The following is an 18084-nucleotide window of genomic DNA, read 5'->3' as shown; positions in this document are numbered from 1 at the left end:
GTAAGCAAAAATGAGACATCTATATATTTTAAAATATTTCAGTATACTTCTATCGACTTGTTTTTTGCAATTGCTATCGTTTTCCGCAATTGGTCAGGATAGCACGAATAGGCTAGATTCTTTTTTCAAAATCGCAGTAGAAAACAATCCTAAATTGCAGGCTGAATATAAAGCTTACGAAGCAGCACTACAGAAGCTGCCTCAAGCATCTTCTCTATCAGAGCCTAACTTATCCATCGGATATTTTGTATCTCCTGTGGAGACTCGGGTGGGACCACAACTGGCACGCTTTAGCTTAACGCAAATGTTCCCCTGGTTTGGTACGCTGAAATCACAGGAAAATGTGGTTGCCTTAGAAGCAGAATCTAAATTTCAGTCTTTTCTGAACGTACGCAACAAATTGTATTGGGAAGTGGCTTCCGCTTACTACCCATTATATGAACTGCGAAAACTACAGCAAATAGAAAAAGAGAATATTGAAATTCTCAATTCATATAAATCATTAGCTGAACGAAAATTCAGTAGCTCAAAAGGCACGATGGTAGATGTGCTCAGAGTAGATATTATGATGGAAGACGCTAAGACAAATCTTGAAATACTGGAACAGAAAGAAAAACCACTAATTACGGCATTTCAAAATGTCATCAACAAAGAAGTTGAAGTAGAGATTCCCGAGACCTTAAATGCAATTGATTTTGAGCCTTCCTTAGTTAAAGACTCATTATTTGATTTTCACCCCTTGATTCAAATGCTGGAATATAAAAAGCAGGCAGCTGAAGCAAATGAAAGCTTAGCTCAGAAACAAGGCTTACCAAAGATTGGGCTTGGTTTAGATTATGTGATAGTAGGAGAAAGACAGGATATGGATTTGGCTGACAACGGTAAAGATATTTTGATGCCAATGGTCAGCATTAGTTTGCCCATTTTTAGAAAGAAATATACTGCTCAAAAAAAAGAAGCTCAGCTCATGCAGGAAAGCTTTGAGTTGCAAAAGCAAAATCTAAAAAATCAGTTAGATACAGATTATGAAACTACTCTTTTTGAGATCAAGAAACAGCTTGAATTAATGAATTTGTATGAGCGCCAAGTCAAAAAAACAGAAAGCACTTTAGAAATTCTTTGGAAAACGTATTCGGCATCAGGTACTGATTTTGAAGAAGTGCTGCGCATACAACAGCAGTTTCTAAAGTATCGAAAGCTAAAAGCAACAGCTGAAGCTGAATTTAATATTAAAATAGAAAAGTATAATTATTTAATAAATAGATGAGATGATGTTTCAATATGCTGATGTGTTGATGATTAAACTGTTCTGTATCGGTAAGGTCCATTTAAATATAATGCTTGATTTATAAAGGATTAATTATGGAAAAAAGAAATGAAGTATTAGAACTAAGTTTTGAATTTGCATTACAGATTATAAACTATTCAGAATTACTTGAGGAGAGAAGAAAATATGTTATTGCAAGACAATTATTGAAAGCGGGTACAAGTATAGGCGCAAATATAAGAGAAGCTCAAAGTTGTGAGAGTAGGGCAGACTTTATCCATAAATTAAAAATTTCACATAAAGAAGCTGAAGAAACTGATTATTGGTTGTTGCTCTGCGAAAAAGCAGAAAAATATCCAAATCCGAATATTGAAATGAAAGCAATGTTACTTTCTATTCAAAAGTTACTGACAAAGATTATTTCCACTAGCAAAAAATTGAAATCATGAAAATCAATAAATCTGTAATCATTACAATTCTGATAAGTTTAGTGCTAGGTGTTGTTATTGGCTACCTCATCAGCTCATCATCAGATCAAGAAACCAGCACATCGAATAATCAGCAAATCGAAAAATCCTCACCTGAAGTCTGGACCTGCTCGATGCACCCCTCTGTGAGACAAAACGAAGCGGGTGATTGCCCAATTTGCGGGATGGATTTAATTCCAGTAAATAAAGCAGACGGATCGGTTCTTGATCCAGAGGCCGTCAGCATGTCTGCTACTGCTATGGAGTTGGCTCAGGTGAGCACAACAATCGTTGAGCGAAATGCTGTTGAAAAGGATATTCGACTGACTGCCAAGATTCAAGCCGATGAGCGATTAAAATATTCACAAGTCGCACATTTCGCGGGAAGGATAGAAGATTTAAAAGTAAATTACGAAGGTGAGTATGTGCGAAAAGGGCAAGTGGTAGCACTTCTTTATTCTCCTGAATTATTAACAGCTCAAGAGGAATTGTTGCAGGCTAACAAAGACAAAGAAAATCAGCCAAGTCTTTTTGAAGCGTCTAAAGAAAAATTGAAAAACTGGAAATTGACGGATGCTCAAATAGAAAGTATTATTGCTTCAGGCAAACCTAAAGAGCAATTTCAATTAAGAGCAGATTTTTCAGGCTATGTAACTGAAAAAAAGGTCAAAGAAGGTGATTATGTGAAATTAGGGCAAAGCTTGTTTGAACTCAATAATTTTTCAAGAGTTTGGGTTCTTTTTGATGTGTATGAACAAGACATCCCTTTTGTGGAGGTAGGAAGTGAAGTGGCTTTTACAGTAGCCTCTTTTCCAAATCAGGAGTTTTCAGGGAGAATCAATTTTATTGACCCAACTCTTGATGCAAAAAGCAGAGTAGCAAAAGCAAGAGCTGAAATTCAGAATACTGATGGCAAATTGAAGCCTGAGATGTTAGTGAGGGGAAATATTACTTATGAGAATAAAGCTGAATTGGCAGTTATTGTGCCTAAATCAGCCGTGATGTGGACGGGTAAAAAATCGGTGGTGTATGTGCAGGAGAAAACGGATAAGGGCGTGAGTTTTGTCATGCGCAATGTCGAGTTGGGATTGCCTTTAAATGATGCTTTTGTGATTGAAAGCGGATTGAAAGAGGGAGAGGAGATTGCTGTTCAAGGTGTGTTTAGTATCGATGCTGCAGCACAACTTGCTGGTAAAGCAAGCATGATGAGTCCAGATAAAAAAGAAAGTCTGCAAATTTCTGATAAAGCTAAAGCAGAACTTAAACCGCTTTATGAGTTGTATTTTGACTTAAAAGATGCTTTAACTGTAGATGATTTTAAAACTGCATCTGCAAAAGCAAAAGAATTGAGATCAGTTTATCAAAAAATTAATATGCAGGCATTTCAGGATGATGTTCATGAGAAATGGATGGGCTATCATGTAAAGATGGAAAAAGTGTTGGAGCATATTCATCATCATAATGATATAGAAAGTCTCCGTAAAAATTTTATTGCACTTTCGGATTGGATGATTGAAATGACGGAGACCTTTCGTCCGACTAGTCAGAAGATGTACTTACAACATTGCCCCATGGCTGATAATGACCGGGGTGCAGATTGGCTTAGTATGGAAGAAGAAATTGTGAATCCTTATTTTGGAGCCAGTATGCTAACATGCGGTGAGGTCGAAAAGGTGATAAATTAAGTTGTATTGCAAGACTTTTTGTATTGAGGTAAATTCAATACGTTTTTTCAAAAAGATAAATTTTATGAACTAAAATTAATTTTTATGAACGATTTTTTAATAAAGTGGGGTGAAGCCGCCAACACCTCGATAGGTTTTTTTTGGATGGCGCTTTGGGCATTTATTTTAGGATATGCGTTGAGCAGTATGATCCAGGTTTTTGTGACAGAAGAGAGAATGCAGAAAACGATGGGAGGAAGCGGAGCCAAATCGGTTTTTTTGGGGACATTTTTTGGTTTTATTAGTAGCTCCTGCAGTTTTTCAGCTTTGGCCTCTGCTAAATCCCTTTTTAAGAAGGGAGCCAGCTTTATTTCATCTTTAGCTTTTATGTTGTCTTCGACCAATTTGGTGATAGAACTGGGTATTGTGATCTCTATTTTTCTGGGTTGGCAATTTGTTGTAGGAGAGTATGTAGGGGGAATAATTCTAATTTTCTTTAGCTGGCTTTTAGTCCGACTTATTAAGCCTTCTAAATTGATTAAGAAGGCTAAAGATAATTTAGGCTCTGCAGAGGAAGAGGATGTTGAAAAAGTGAGCTTTAAGGATAAAATTAAATCGCAGAAGGAGTGGGCTAAAGTAGGAAAGCAGTATTTCATGGAATGGAAAATGGTATGGAAAGACGTTACGATCGGTTTTACAATTGCAGGAATAGTCGCAGCCTTCGTGCCGGATAGCTTTTTTCAAACTTTGTTTATTAATACAGGAAATGGTGAAGAATCCTTTAGTTTTTTTACGCTAGTAGAACACGTTTTGATTGGACCTGTAGCGGCATTTTTAACGTTTATTGGCTCTATGGGGAATATCCCACTGGCTGCATTGCTATTTGGCAAGGGCGTGAGTTTTGCGGGAGTAATGGCTTTCATTTTTAGTGATTTAGTAGTATTTCCAGTATTAAGAATTAATGCTAAGTATTACGGATGGCGGATGAGTTTTTTCATACTCTTCCTTTTATTTTCGTCACTAATAGTTGCTTCTTTAAGTCTTCATTACGGATTTGATTTTTTAAATATTTTACCGGATCCTAGCTCGGTTTCTATTATGGAGCAATCGTTTTTTAATGTTGATTACACCCTTTTTATGAATATCGGCTTCTTTATTGTGTCAGGTGTTTTGATCTACTTTGGCTTTGTAAAAGGTAAAAACATCATGCACCACAAGGAGATGGCACCCAAAAGTCCTCTATTGGAAAAGACTTTGAAATACTTGTCATTTGTAGCCTACCTTTGGTTGCTTATAGGTGTTGGTATTCAGTATTTATATATTAGTTAGAGATTTTAAGATTCTAAATTGAGTAAGTATCATAAGTGTTATATAAGAAAAGCGCCCCGTTTTATCGGTGTCCTAAATGGGATTCATTTTTCGGTTACTTGAAGGAACGCGAGATTATTGTTATCATCACAAGGACTAAGCGATCTGAAATAACAATAATTTCAATTAATTAACTTTACATTTGCAACAAGAGTAAATTTTATAAAAATGAAAAAAGGAATAGTAAGTTTATTGGCACTAGCTGTGCTAACATTTGCATGCAGCCAAGAAAAAAAGTCAGAAGAACAAGTAGCTGAAGAAACTCCAAAGGAGGAGAAAGTAATGCAGGCGTCTACTTCGGAAGTTAGTTCAGAGCAGTTAAAGAGCATTCTGTCTTCCTATTTTAATGTGAAAGATGCATTAGTGAATACAGATGCAAAGGAAGCAAAATCTGCTTTAGCTAAGTTGTTGGAAAGTGTGGGTTCTGAATTCGAGCAGATTAAATCCTTAACGAAAGAGATGCATGACAAAGAAGATGTGGAAGAAATTCGATCTGGTTTTGATGACTTAAGTCAGGAGGTTTATATTTTAGTTAAAGAGAATAAGCATAGCAAAGAGCAAAAAGTATATAAACAGTTCTGTCCGATGGCATTTAATAATGAAGGTGCTTTTTGGTTGAGTAGCGAGAAAGAAATCCGAAATCCTTATTTTGGTGATAAAATGCTAAAATGTGGTAAAGTTCAAGAAGAGCTATAAATAAATAGAATTTAGTGATCTGTAAATCAAATTTATCAATTGATTATGTAAGAATTATCGCTTTTTGGCTTTAGAAATGGCTTTTCTTACGATAAAAGACTGAATCTTCTGGAGATAAGTCGTAGATGTGACATTTGTTACTGAAATAGAAATGTGTGTAGCAACAATTTTTTCTATCTTTACGTTTTCAAACACAGAATAAGAAATTAATTAAATAGAAAAATAAGATGGCAAGTACTGTAGAAATAACTGACAGCAATTTTGAAGAAATATTAAAATCAGACCAACCAGTTTTGGTTGACTTCTGGGCAGAATGGTGTGGACCATGTAAAATGATTGGCCCATTAGTAGAAGAATTAGCAGGTGATTACGATGGAAAAGCGGTGATCGGAAAAGTAAATGTTGATGAAAACCCCAACGTATCGGCTAAATTTGGTATCAGAAGCATCCCGACTTTATTAGTATTTAAAGGAGGAGAAGTAGTGGATAAACAAATAGGTGCAGTCCCGAAACAAGTGTTAGCTGATAAAATTGATGCTCAAATGGCCTAATAAGCTACTTGAAAAAGACTAAATTAAAATAGGCTATCTTAATTTTAAGATAGCCTTTATTATTTTTGCTTAAAGTACTTACGAACTATTTATCGAGTGTGTACTATTTAAGTACAATTTCTGCTTCCAACTCCATATTTTCAGGAAGCTTAATGTCAGCCAAAAGTTTTTCTTCCAATAATTCAGCCCAAGCGAACATATAATCTACCACATCTTCTTTGCTATTGTGAGATAGTGTCATACCTGCTTTTCCCATACACCTTCTCACTTCTTGGTTTCTCAATCGTTCCAGCTCCATCATATCTTTTCTTTCTAAGCCTGAATCCATCATGCTAGATATAATTTCATCCATGGGCATTGCGCTGGTGCTACAGTAATCTTCTACTTGATCAGTCCAATCACCTGATTTTCTCATAGCATATTCATGAATTTCTCTTTTACTATAAGGAGTTAATTCCTGAGCTAAATGTCCACAATTACATCCGCCCATATGGCCCCATTGATAATGAGTTCCCTCTTGAATCTTTCTGGCGGCCGTTTTAATTGCTTTAATGAGTTTAATATTGGGTCTTGCCATAATTATCTTTTCTTTTTGTAACTATCTATTCCCTATGAAAGTTTACTTTATGGATGGAATTTAGAAGCATTTTCGGAATTAATGAGCATAAATTGTTAAAGCTTGTTAATTTTGCTTAACTATTATGGAAACGTTGAGTTATCTCAAATAAAAAATTTAAGAAGCATGGCATTTAATTTTTTCAAAAAGAAAGAGAACAAAGAAGAAAAAAAGTCTAGTCGATATAAAGAATTGACAGTTCGTCAAGTGATCAATGCAACAGCAGATGCTATTGTGATTGAATTTGAGAAGCCTGATTGGGAAATCAAGTACACTGCTGGACAATTCCTGACGCTAATTACAGATATCAATGGTGAAAGTGTAAGAAGAGCTTATTCTTTATGCACTTCCCCTCTCGTGGACGAATATCCTGCGGTTACAGTCAAAAGAGTGGAAAACGGCAGAATGTCTAATCATTTGAATGATAATCTTAAGGCTGGGGACAAATTACAGGTCCTAGAGCCAATGGGGAATTTCACTACTACAGTGGAGGCCAATAATAAACGTCATTTGATTATGTTTGCCGGTGGTAGTGGAATTACACCAATGATGGGGATTTCAAAATCCATCCTACATGCTGAGCCGGATAGCATTATTTCTTTAATTTATACAAATAGAAATTTAGATTCAGTAATCTTCAAACAAGAGTTCGATAAGTTAGAAGATGAATATGAAGGTAGAATGCATCTGATTCATGTATTGGATGATGCTCCTATCAATTGGCAAGGGGAGTCAGGACTGCTGAATGAGGAGATGCTCAAAAAGATATTAGATAGAATTCCTAATTGGGGAAAAGATCAAACACAATATTTGATGTGCGGTCCCGAAGGAATGATGAAAAATGTAGAGCAGTACTTAGAGAATTTTGGTGTTGATAAATCAAGCGTTTATAAAGAGAGCTTTGTTCAGGGAACTATCGATAAAGCAGAAAAGAATGTTGGAGCAGAGGCCCAAGGAGAAGAATATGAAGTTACAATCCTTTTTGATGGAGAAGAGCATAAATTCCCCGTTCCTGCTGAGAAAACCATATTGGAGACAGCCCTAGATCTAGATATTGATTTACCTTTTTCATGTCAAAGTGGTTTATGCACGGCCTGTAGAGGTAAGCTATTATCAGGATCTGTACATATGGATGAAGATGAGGGCTTATCAGATGCAGAAAAAGAGGAAGGTTTTGTTCTAAACTGCGTAGGTCATCCTACTTCTTCAGATGTGAAGATTGAAATTGGGTAACAATCATTCTTTAAATCAGTAAAGTAAGAGGAGGACGTGGTCCTCCTTTTTTATTGGAATAATTAGAAATTATGGAATTTGAAATAAAAGAAAGACAGTTTTTACCTCAAGATTTTAAAGTAAAGGATTGGGAAACCTTAAAGCCTTATTTTGAAAAACTATTAAGTGAGGAATTCAATTCAGCAGGGGATTTAAAAAATTGGTTTGCGAAATTAAGTGAATTAGAGGCTGTAGTGTCTGAGGATATGGCATGGCGCTACATCAAAATGACTTGCGACACCACAGATGAGCAATTAGCTGAATCTTTTGAGGATTTTGTGCGCAATATTCAACCTCATATTGCTCCATATAGTGATAAACTCAATAGAAAGGCGCTAGCATCTCCTTATCTAGCAAGTATAAAAGAGAAGGAAGGATATGATATCATGATTCGTGAAATGGAGAAAGATGTGAAGATATTCAGAGAGGAGAATATCCCCTTAGAAACTGAAATTGCAAGTCTTTCGCAGCGATATGGTAGCATTTCAGGTGCTATGGACATTGAGCACGAAGGGAAAGAGCTTACACTACAACAAGCCGCAGTCAAATTACAATCTACTGATCGACAGCTCCGAGAAGAAATATATCGCAAAATATCATCTAGAAGATTAGAGGATAAAAAGAAACTTGATGATTTATTCACTGAATTAGTGAAATTGAGGACGAAAGTAGCAAAGAATGCTGGCTTTGATAATTATAGAGATTATATGTTTACCTCTATGGGCCGATTCGACTACTCTCCTCAGGACTGTTTTGATTTCCATGAATCCGTTAAAACTGAGGTAGTTCCTTTGGAAAACGAAATTGCCAAAGAAAGAAAGGAAAAGCTTGGCTTAAATACCCTACGGCCATGGGATAAAGCAGTAGATATTTCAGGTAAAGAAGCACTCGCACCTTTTGAAGGAGCAGAAGATTTAACCAATAAAACTATTAAAGTATTCAACAAACTGGATCCTTTTTTAGGAAGTTGCCTTAGCAAAATGGTTGAGATGAAGCATCTGGATCTAGATTCCAGAAAAGGTAAATCTCCAGGAGGATATAATTATCCACTATCCGAAACAGGAGTTCCATTTATTTTTATGAATGCAACCTCTACTTTACGAGATATGGTGACATTACTACATGAAGGCGGTCACGCAGTGCATTCATTTTTAATGAATGACTTAGAATTGAATGATTTTAAGAATCCGCCTTCTGAAGTAGCAGAATTGGCTTCCATGAGTATGGAGTTAATTACTCTAGATCACTGGGATATCTTTTTTGATAATGAGGAGGACTTAAAAAGGGCTAAAACTGAGCATTTACAAGGAATTATTGAAACGCTTCCTTGGGTAGCAACAATCGATAAATTTCAACATTGGATTTATGAAAATCCTAAGCATACAGTAGCAGATAGAACCAAAGCATGGAATGATATACTAGAGGATTTTTCAGATTCTATTACTGATTGGTCAGGCCTTGAGGATTTCAAAGATAATATGTGGCAAAAGCAGCTGCATCTATATGAGGTCCCATTCTATTATATTGAATATGGAATGGCCCAACTTGGAGCAGTTGCAGTCTGGAAGAACTATAAAGAGAACCCTAAAAAGGGATTGGAATCCTATATGAAAGCATTGAAGATGGGTTATACCAAATCGATCCCTGAAGTGTATGCTGCAGCAGATATCAAATTTGATTTTAGCAAGAAGAATATTAGTGAATTGATGCTTTTTGTCAAGCAGGAAATGAACAGACTTTAAACTGAATTTTACAATCAAAAAGGAAAGGAAGTTCTTAGGAGCTTCCTTTTTTTGTTTAACTTAAATTATGTTTTTTTGCAAAATAGTTATACAAAAGCTTAAAATAAGTAAAATTACTTACCTAAAATACGTAATTATTTTTTTATTAATTTAAATTATTACTTCAATTTTAAATTAAAAAAAGAAATGTTATGAATAATTCAACACAAGGGGTAACGTTGTCATCAGCATTTGTTAAAGATGTAATTGATTTATACGAAGGAAAAGAGTCATTTCAAAAGGAACTGAAAAGAATGGCAGATGGGCTCGATCTAACTAGTGCTATGAAATTTGTGCCAATGGATATTTACAATTCAATGTGCAACTGGATTGAGTCTCAAATCGGTCAAGTGAACACCAAAAGGTTAGGTAGGCGAATTGGGGCGACAGCTTATTCTGGCATGCTTGCAAATGGGCTTATAACAAGTGATGCCAATCCGAAACAGATGATGGAAGGCCTAGCGAAAGTAGCTTCTATGATGATTAAAGATCCAGAAAAAAGAGGTTGGGAAATAGTAGAATCGGGACCAAAGCATATTGTCATGCGTAGAACGCAGACATTCAATAGCACTCTGCAATTTGGCTTACTTGATGAACTTATAAGAAAAACGAAAGTAGTTAGCCCTAAAGTAGAATACATCAAATCAGTTGCTGGTGGAGATGAATTTGACGATTACAAAATTTCGTGGTTATAATGCTTTACATAAAAAAAACCTGCTCAATTTCCTGGGCAGGTTTTTAAAATGCACGTTTGTTTGTGCTTACTTCTTGTTTTTTGCTAAGTAAGAAGAAACGCTTTCTCTTGATTCTTCCATTGCTTCTTTTCCTTCTTCCCAGTTTGCAGGACAAACTTCACCGAATTTTTCAACGTGCTGCCATGCATCAACAACTCTTAACATTTCATCGATATTTCTACCTAATGGTAAGTCGTTGATCGTTTCATGACGAACAACACCTTCTTTATCGATTAAGAAAGTGCCTCTATATGCTACTGGTGTTCCTTCGAAGATTAATTCACCTTCTTCGTTATAGTTCCAGTCACCTGCTAATACGCCAAAGTTGTTGGCAATAGTTTTAGAAGCATCAGCAACTAAAGGGTATATCACGCCTTCAATTCCACCTTCTTCTTGTGGAGTCATTAACCATGCTAAGTGAGTTTCTTCTGTGTCAGTAGATGCACCTATTACAGCGACACCTCTTTTTTCAAACTCAGCTAATTTTTCTTGGAAAGCCAATATCTCAGTTGGGCAAACGAAAGTGAAATCTTTTGGGTAAAAGAAGAACATCACATCTTTTTTCCCGATGTATTGTTCTAAAGAGAACTCATCTACAATCTCTTCTCCGTTTATTACTGCTCCTGTTTTGAATAATGGTGCTTTTTTTCCTACTAAAGACATATTTTATTTTTTAATTATTAATTGAAATTTATTTAACTTCTCTTCGATCCTACTTTATATAACGTATAAATACAATTGATGTTTTTCGTACACGAATTAATTTCGCTCATACCTAAAAGTTATGAGAAACTTCCAAAAGATGCCCCGATGGTTGTTTTTTGGACAAATTGTCTCATCAACTGTAACTAAACTGCAAAGGTAAGTTTCATAAGTTTTATTAGCAACGGTGAGCGTGAAAGTTTCCATTGATATTTGCAATAGTGATATCAATATTATCTATTTGCAATGCGCCTTAGGGATCTTGCTTGCCCACTTTTAAAAATTACTTTTTATATCCCTTTTTAAAGCCATATCTTTAAGCATCTAATTTAATTTTATAATGAATCAATCCATTAAAGAGTATATAGTTGCCATTAATTCCGCTGTTGAAAAGGAACATTTTGGAGAGAATCCTCAGGAACTTTATGAACCTATCCGATACATTATGTCACTAGGGGGAAAAAGGATGCGTCCACTTTTAAGTTTATTATCTTATCAGCTATACAAAGAGAATTATAAAGATGTGATTCCCGCTTCTTTGGCTATGGAAATCTTCCATAATTTCACCCTGATGCACGATGACATAATGGACAATGCACCCTTAAGAAGAGGTCAGAAAACAGTACATGAAAAATGGAATAATCCCGTGGCTATTCTTTCAGGAGATGTGATGCTAGTCAAAGCATATCAGCAGGTAATTGCACACTGCCCTAAAGAAAAGCTCACAGAAATTCTGCAGAAATTTAATCAATGTGCAATTGAGGTTTGCGAAGGACAGCAAATTGACATGAATTTTGAGGAGCAGGAGCAGGTGCATGAAGATGATTATATTGAAATGATCCGTTTGAAAACAGCAGTATTGTTAGGTTTTAGCCTTGAGTTCGGAGGGATTTTAGCGATGGATAATGAAGCAGATCAAGCCTTGTTATATCAAATGGGTGTAAATGCGGGTATCGGCTTTCAGTTGATGGATGATTTACTAGATGTTTATGCTGATCAAGATAAATTTGGAAAGCAGGTGGGAGGAGATATCTTGGCCAACAAAAAGACTTACTTACTGATAAAAGCGAATGAATTGGCTTCTGGCGAAAACGCTAGCAAACTTAATCACTGGCTGAAAGCCAAGAATTTTGATAAAAATGAAAAAGTAGCGGCTGTAAAAGCCATTTATGATGATCTCAACATAAAGCAGCTCACGGAAACTAAAATGAATGAGTATTTCGATAAAGCATTTAAGAATCTAGCTGACTTAGATGCCCCTTCAGAAAAGAAGGTCATGATAAAAGATTTTTTCAATTACCTTATTAATAGAGAGCAGTAATGAGTACTACCATAATCATTATTATCGTCACTTGTATTGTAAGTATTCCTGCTTTCAACAATCCTTCCAGAATGTATGCTTGGATGTTCAATCCCTATCAGATTTTACATCGAAAGCAATACTACAGAATGATTACTTCTGGTTTTTTGCATGCAGACTATGTGCACCTAATATTCAATATGCTCACACTCTATTTCTTTGGAGATGCAGTAGAGTATTATTTTAACCAGTTAACTAACTACGGTACTTTTCTCTACGTGGGTCTTTATTTATCAGCGATTGTAGTTTCCGATATTCCTAGCCTTTTAAAGCATAAGGGAAACCCTAATTATAACGCATTAGGAGCTTCAGGAGCGGTTTCAGCAGTAGTTTTCAGTAGTATTCTCTTTAATCCTATGACAGATTTATGTTTGTATGGATTATTGTGTTTACCTGGTTTTATTTTCGGAGCTATCTATGTAATCTACTCTTATTATAAAGGTAAACAGCAGGGAGATAATGTGAACCATGATGCCCATTTGTTTGGAGCGCTCTATGGCGTCATCATAACCATAGCTATCTGGCCGGGTGTGATTATGCATTTTATAGATCAGCTAAGTACCTTTAGTCTATTCTAGATCTTAGAATCTAGAGTATAGAACATAGAAAAGAGAATCATATATTGGAAATAGTAAGAATTTCTAGTAGTAGTTTAAGGATCTCGATTCTGATATTTCTCTATTAATATTAATTTTTAAATGCACCATTATTTCATTTTAGGCTTACATCAACTTGGTAAGATGTAAAGCTTTCAATTTGCCGACCTATCCATAAAAATTTGTAGATTTGCCCCAAAATAAATAGTAAAAAATGAGCAAACAGAAACCTTCTATCCCTAAAGGAACACGTGACTTTGGACCAGCTGAAATGGCCAAAAGACATTTTATTCTGGATACCATCAAAAAGGTCTATCAAAAATATGGGTATGAACCTGTAGAAACCCCTGCAATGGAAAACTTAAGCGTATTGCAAGGGAAATATGGGGATGAAGGTGATCAACTGCTTTTTAAAATATTGAATTCGGGAGATTTTCTTTCTAAAACCCAGGAAGTAGATCGGAATGATTCTAAGGTTTTACAGCCAAAGATCTCTGAAAAAGGACTGCGTTATGACCTTACAGTTCCATTTGCTCGATTTGTGGTTATGAATCAACACAAACTAACCTTCCCTTTCAGACGATATCAAATACAGCCGGTTTGGAGAGCGGATCGTCCGCAGAGGGGCAGGTATAGAGAATTCTATCAGTGCGATGCCGATGCAATTGGTACTAATTCTATGCTTTGTGAGGCTGAAATAGTCTTGATGATTCATGAAGTTTTCAAAAACTTGCAAGCAAAGAAAGCTAACAGTTTGGATTACGCTATCAAAATTAACAATCGCAAGATTCTATCGGGTATTGTGGAAGTGCTGGGGGCAGAAGGAAAGGAAACTGATTTTGCAGTAGCAATCGATAAATTGGATAAAATAGGGGAAGAAAAAGTTAAAGAGGAACTGTCAGAAAGAGGTTTTGCTCAGTCTGCGATTGATAAATTATCGCCATTATTTTCATTGACTGGAGATAATTATAATCAGATAGCTTTTTTGAAAGATTTTCTAAAAGATTCTGAAGTAGGTCAGAAAGGAATAACAGAGCTTACCGAGGTATTGGAGATTTTGGAGTCTTTTGGTGCCAAAGTTCCTCAATTAGAATTGGATGTGACATTAGCTCGCGGCCTCTCATATTATACAGGCGCAATCTTCGAGGTGAAGCCCAAAAATGTACAGATGGGTAGTATATGTGGGGGTGGAAGATATGACGGCTTGACTGATACTTTTGGTTTGCCGGATGTGTCGGGCGTTGGAATTTCTTTTGGTGTTGACAGGATTTATGATGTTTTGGAGGAGTTGGAACTGTATCCTGATAATGCTGAGAGCACTACTGAAGTATTGATGGTGAGCTTTGATGAGGAAAGTTGGAAATACTGTTTGAAAGTGTTGCATAGGTTAAGAACTGCAAACGTAAAAGCCGAGCTTTACCCTGAACCTGTTAAATTGAAAAAGCAAATGAAATATGCTAATGATAAGCAAATTCCATACGTTATTTTAGTGGGTTCAGAAGAAATGAAAACTGGTGATCTAACTTTCAAGAATATGAAAGAAGGGACGCAGGAACATTTAAATGCTGAGAGCATTTTAAAACGATTTTTAGGATATGAGTAATTTTTTTGTACTTGGCGAACATGACCTTAGTCTAGCTGAAATCAGAATAATTTTAGCGGATAATAAGAAGCTAAAGTTGGCAGATAAGGCCATAAGCGCCATTGTAAATTGTCGGAAATTTTTAGACGAACACATTCAGTCTTCCGAAGCTCCTATTTATGGGATAAATACTGGTTTTGGGTCCTTATATAGTCGCAATATTTCAAAAGCTGATCTTGAGCAATTACAATCTAATTTGGTGATGTCTCATGCCTGTGGTACCGGACCTGAGATTAGCAGTCGTATTGTAAAGATTATGCTTTTATTGAAAATTCAATCTCTGGCCTATGGTCATAGTGGCGTCCAGTTGGCAACAGCGGAGCGCTTATTAGATTTTTTTAATGAGGATATTCTTCCAGTAATTTACGAAACCGGCTCTTTGGGAGCATCAGGAGATTTAGCACCCTTAGCACATCTCTCCTTGCCTTTACTAGGAAAGGGAGAAGTCTACTACCAAGGTGAGCAGATGACCGGAGAAAACTTATTAGTCAAAAAGCAGTGGGAGCCAATTCATTTAAAGGCAAAGGAAGGATTGGCTTTATTGAACGGAACACAATTCATGAATGCATTTGGGGTGCATGCAGTATTGGCTGCAGAAGATCTGTTTAGTTGGGCCAATACAATCAGTGCTTTATCATTAGATGCTTTTGATGGCCGTCCGGAGCCTTTTGATTCTAAAATCCACTTGATTAGAAATCAGCATGGACAAAAGTTAGTAGCAAAGAAGATTTTGGAATTGCTTGATGGATCTGAAATTATTAGTCAAAGCAAAGTTCATGTGCAAGATCCCTATAGTTTTCGTTGTATTCCGCAGGTGCACGGAGCAAGCTACGATGCCATTGATTATGTAAAAACTATTGTAGGAAAGGAACTTGCTGGAGTAACAGATAATCCAAACATATTCCCTGATGAAGGTGAGATTATCTCTGGAGGTAATTTTCATGGGCAACCGCTAGCGATTTCATTAGATTTTCTAGCTATTGCCTTAGCAGAATTAGGTAATATTTCGGAAAGAAGGACTTATCAGCTAATTTCAGGAAGTCGTGGATTACCGGATTTTTTGGTGATGAATCCTGGATTAAATTCTGGCTTGATGATCCCCCAATACAGCGCAGCAAGTTTAGTGAGTCAAAGTAAGCAGTTGTGTACTCCGGCTTCAGTGGATAGCATAGTTTCATCCAATGGGCAAGAAGATCATGTGAGCATGGGAGCAAATGCAGCTACCAAACTGTACAAAATAGTAGAGAATACCTATCAAGTGCTAGCTATAGAGTTGATAAATGCTTCACAAGCTATAAAATTTAGAAGGCCGTTAAAGACAAGTTCACATTTAGAAGAAATAATTCGTAATTTTAGACAACAAGTACCGTTAATAGAGGAAGACAGAATTCTGCATAAGGATATAGTCAAAGCGGTACATTTTATTAAAACGCAAAAAGCTTGATAAGATCAATACTCATATTATTACTTTTTGGTAGTTCATATATCCTTTCAGCACAAGGAAGTTTTCCTAGTGAGAATGGCTTATTTACTGTGAATTATTTAAAAGGTTGCTCAGGAACTCAAATTGAAGTTACACCAGAAAACGGCACTGGAACACCATTCCTATGCTTTGATGCTGATTTATCGGATATAGGTGTAAATAATGCATGTTTCGGACAGCCAGCACAATCAGCTGATGATTTTAGATTTACTTATACAGAACCCGGAGTTTATGACATATTGTTTTTAAGACAATTAACCAATTCTCAGGTCTACGATAGCATTAGCATTGAAATTCTAAATCCTGCTACTCCTTTCGTAGCACTGTCTTCATGTGATCAGGGATTAGTTTTAGATGTAAATTCAGAACAGGAGAGTTTTGATATATATACAGTTGATTTTGGAGATGGAAGTGCTGTACAAGAATATTCCATTGACGATTTTCCATTCTCGTATCAATACGCTAATCCTACGCAGGAGAGTACATTAACTGTAAATGGCTCATTTGATACTAGTGGAAACAATAATTGCAGTAACAATCAATTTTCTAAAACTTTTATACCAGCTAATCAAACGGAAGAGCCGGCTTCAATAACTCGGCTTGATATGTTGTCAAGTAACAGCTTTGAGATTGATTATGAACTCAATGTTAATCAAACATATCAACTGCAATTAAAGCAGAATGAAGATGGCGATTTCCAAAGCATCACTACATTTGTAGCTACTGAAAGTGGTTCGTACACTTTTCAAAATATAGATCTAGATGCTGATTTTTATTGCGCTCGATTAATTAGCACTAGCAGGTGCAATGGTCAACAATTGATTTCAAATGAGGTATGTACAATAAGGTTATCGGCTACCGTAGAATTAGGTGGTAATTTACTTGACTGGAATCATGCTAATTTTCAGAATTCTGATGTTTTGAAGAATGGGGAGCTTATATTTTCAGGAAATGCACCTTATTTAGATGAGAACGTCTTTTGCGGACAAGTCGATGAATATCAAATAATCGCAACGGATGCAAGTGGAGTAGAAGTCGTTTCTTTAGCTCGAAATCTTGCGGCAAATACAGCCGGTCCTACCGTTCCGATTGGCCAAATTGCCACTAGGGTGTTATCTGATACTGAGGTGGAAATCACTTGGGATCTCCCGGCAGGATTACAACCAGATCGATTTCTTATTTACAAAAAGAGAAATGAAGATGAAGATTTTTTTAGGTTGGACACGACTAGCACTACTTCATATATTGATGAATCACCCGCGCTCAATGAAAGAGTTTATTATTATTCAGTTGCTTACTTGAATCTTTGCGGTGGTATTTCGCCCGTTCAAACAGTTGCTCCAAACATTCTCTTAACCTTAAGCCAACAAGAATCAGTAATTAGTTTTAAATGGAATTCGTTTACTGGTTTTGGTCCTCTCTTAAGGGGTTATGTACTGAAAAAGTATGATGATAACATGAATTTGCTAAGTGAGAATAACGTAGATACCACAGCATTTTACAGTGAAAATATTGCAGAAAGCGATAATCAATTAACTTTTTATCAGCTTGAGGCAATTTCTGAAAACGGTCTAGTGGCTTCTTCCAACCTTATAAGATATAAAATTCCGTCAAGTTTCTTTGTGCCAACTGGCTTTACCCCAAACGAGGATGGTCAAAATGAAGAAATCAAAGTCTTGGGGAAATTTATTCAAGATGTTGAATTTAGCGTATACAACAGATGGGGGACCTTAATTTTTAGAAGCACATCACTAGATGCAGGATGGGATGGTTATTTAACAACTCGTCCAGCTCCTGAAGGAACTTACAGTTACACTGTGCGTGTAAAAGATAAATACGGAGAAGAATATTATAAAAGTGGTGTTTTTAATTTAATAAGGTAGAT

16 protein-coding genes are annotated in these 18084 nt (G+C 36.1%); 14 read left to right on the top strand and 2 right to left on the bottom strand.

Features of this window, described 5'->3' with window-relative positions; genetic code table 11:
- Window positions 1–10: 10 nt before the first annotated feature.
- The 6 genes from B9Y84_RS09100 (at window position 11) to trxA (ending at window position 6013) form a co-directional block, all read left to right on the top strand.
- Window positions 11–1267 (top strand): TolC family protein, encoded by a 1257-nt coding sequence (locus tag B9Y84_RS09100; RefSeq protein WP_085516772.1) that lies wholly within the window; start codon window positions 11–13, stop codon window positions 1265–1267.
- A 95-nt stretch (window positions 1268–1362) separates the two neighbouring features.
- Window positions 1363–1716 carry a four helix bundle protein gene (locus tag B9Y84_RS09095; protein WP_085516771.1) on the top strand — a complete coding sequence of 118 codons (354 nt, stop codon included), beginning with the start codon at window positions 1363–1365 and terminating at the stop codon, window positions 1714–1716.
- Window positions 1713–3419: an efflux RND transporter periplasmic adaptor subunit gene (locus tag B9Y84_RS09090; RefSeq protein WP_085516770.1), complete on the top strand. Its 1707-nt coding sequence runs from the start codon at window positions 1713–1715 to the stop codon at window positions 3417–3419. Before B9Y84_RS09095 ends, B9Y84_RS09090 begins: the two co-directional genes overlap by 4 nt.
- 84 nt (window positions 3420–3503) lie before the next feature.
- Window positions 3504–4727, top strand: coding sequence for a permease (locus B9Y84_RS09085; RefSeq protein ID WP_085516769.1), 1224 nt, complete (start codon window positions 3504–3506; stop codon window positions 4725–4727).
- Between the two features lie 207 nt (window positions 4728–4934).
- Window positions 4935–5462: a DUF3347 domain-containing protein gene (locus B9Y84_RS09080; RefSeq protein ID WP_085516768.1), complete on the top strand. Its 528-nt coding sequence runs from the start codon at window positions 4935–4937 to the stop codon at window positions 5460–5462.
- 227 nt (window positions 5463–5689) lie between these two features.
- The gene (gene trxA, locus B9Y84_RS09075) at window positions 5690–6013 is read left to right on the top strand and encodes a thioredoxin (RefSeq protein WP_013453673.1); all 324 of its coding nucleotides are present in this window, start codon (window positions 5690–5692) and stop codon (window positions 6011–6013) included.
- Window positions 6014–6116: 103 nt separating this feature from the next.
- On the opposite strand, the gene B9Y84_RS09070 is transcribed toward trxA, so the two are convergent.
- Window positions 6117–6590 (bottom strand): hypothetical protein, encoded by a 474-nt coding sequence (locus tag B9Y84_RS09070; RefSeq protein ID WP_085516767.1) that lies wholly within the window; start codon window positions 6588–6590, stop codon window positions 6117–6119.
- A 165-nt stretch (window positions 6591–6755) separates the two neighbouring features.
- Here B9Y84_RS09070 and B9Y84_RS09065 point away from each other — a divergent pair, with 165 nt between their 5' ends.
- The 3 genes from B9Y84_RS09065 to B9Y84_RS09055 all read left to right on the top strand — a co-directional run bounded on the left by B9Y84_RS09065 (window position 6756) and on the right by B9Y84_RS09055 (window position 10377).
- On the top strand, window positions 6756–7862 hold the full coding sequence (locus tag B9Y84_RS09065; RefSeq protein ID WP_085516936.1) for a ferredoxin--NADP reductase: 1107 nt from the start codon (window positions 6756–6758) through the stop codon (window positions 7860–7862).
- A gap of 71 nt (window positions 7863–7933) precedes the next feature.
- On the top strand, window positions 7934–9643 hold the full coding sequence (locus B9Y84_RS09060) for a M3 family oligoendopeptidase (RefSeq protein ID WP_085516766.1): 1710 nt from the start codon (window positions 7934–7936) through the stop codon (window positions 9641–9643).
- Window positions 9644–9834: 191 nt separating this feature from the next.
- Entirely contained in the window at window positions 9835–10377 is a 543-nt protein-coding gene (locus tag B9Y84_RS09055) for a hypothetical protein (protein WP_085516765.1), read from the top strand.
- Window positions 10378–10443: 66 nt separating this feature from the next.
- Here the strand turns inward: B9Y84_RS09055 and B9Y84_RS09050 are convergent, their stop codons facing one another.
- Window positions 10444–11079: a peroxiredoxin gene (locus B9Y84_RS09050; RefSeq protein WP_085516764.1), complete on the bottom strand. Its 636-nt coding sequence runs from the start codon at window positions 11077–11079 to the stop codon at window positions 10444–10446.
- A gap of 379 nt (window positions 11080–11458) precedes the next feature.
- Here B9Y84_RS09050 and B9Y84_RS09045 point away from each other — a divergent pair, with 379 nt between their 5' ends.
- The 5 genes from B9Y84_RS09045 (at window position 11459) to B9Y84_RS09025 (ending at window position 18082) form a co-directional block, all read left to right on the top strand.
- On the top strand, window positions 11459–12439 hold the full coding sequence (locus tag B9Y84_RS09045; protein ID WP_085516763.1) for a polyprenyl synthetase family protein: 981 nt from the start codon (window positions 11459–11461) through the stop codon (window positions 12437–12439).
- Window positions 12439–13056, top strand: a complete 618-nt coding sequence (locus tag B9Y84_RS09040) for a rhomboid family intramembrane serine protease (protein ID WP_085516762.1) — start codon at window positions 12439–12441, stop codon at window positions 13054–13056. Before B9Y84_RS09045 ends, B9Y84_RS09040 begins: the two co-directional genes overlap by 1 nt.
- 232 nt (window positions 13057–13288) lie before the next feature.
- Window positions 13289–14677 carry a histidine--tRNA ligase gene (gene hisS / locus B9Y84_RS09035; protein ID WP_085516761.1) on the top strand — a complete coding sequence of 463 codons (1389 nt, stop codon included), beginning with the start codon at window positions 13289–13291 and terminating at the stop codon, window positions 14675–14677.
- A complete protein-coding gene (hutH, locus tag B9Y84_RS09030) occupies window positions 14670–16160 on the top strand; it encodes a histidine ammonia-lyase (protein ID WP_085516760.1) in 1491 nt (496 codons plus the stop codon). Before hisS ends, hutH begins: the two co-directional genes overlap by 8 nt.
- Entirely contained in the window at window positions 16157–18082 is a 1926-nt protein-coding gene (locus B9Y84_RS09025) for a T9SS type B sorting domain-containing protein (protein WP_085516759.1), read from the top strand. Before hutH ends, B9Y84_RS09025 begins: the two co-directional genes overlap by 4 nt.
- Window positions 18083–18084: the final 2 nt, after the last annotated feature.

Source organism: Marivirga sericea, from assembly GCF_900177665.1.
Lineage (GTDB): Bacteria > Bacteroidota > Bacteroidia > Cytophagales > Cyclobacteriaceae > Marivirga > Marivirga sericea.
The sequence above is the reverse complement of the archived record's forward strand: the minus strand, read 5'-3'. Positions and strand labels throughout refer to the sequence as shown.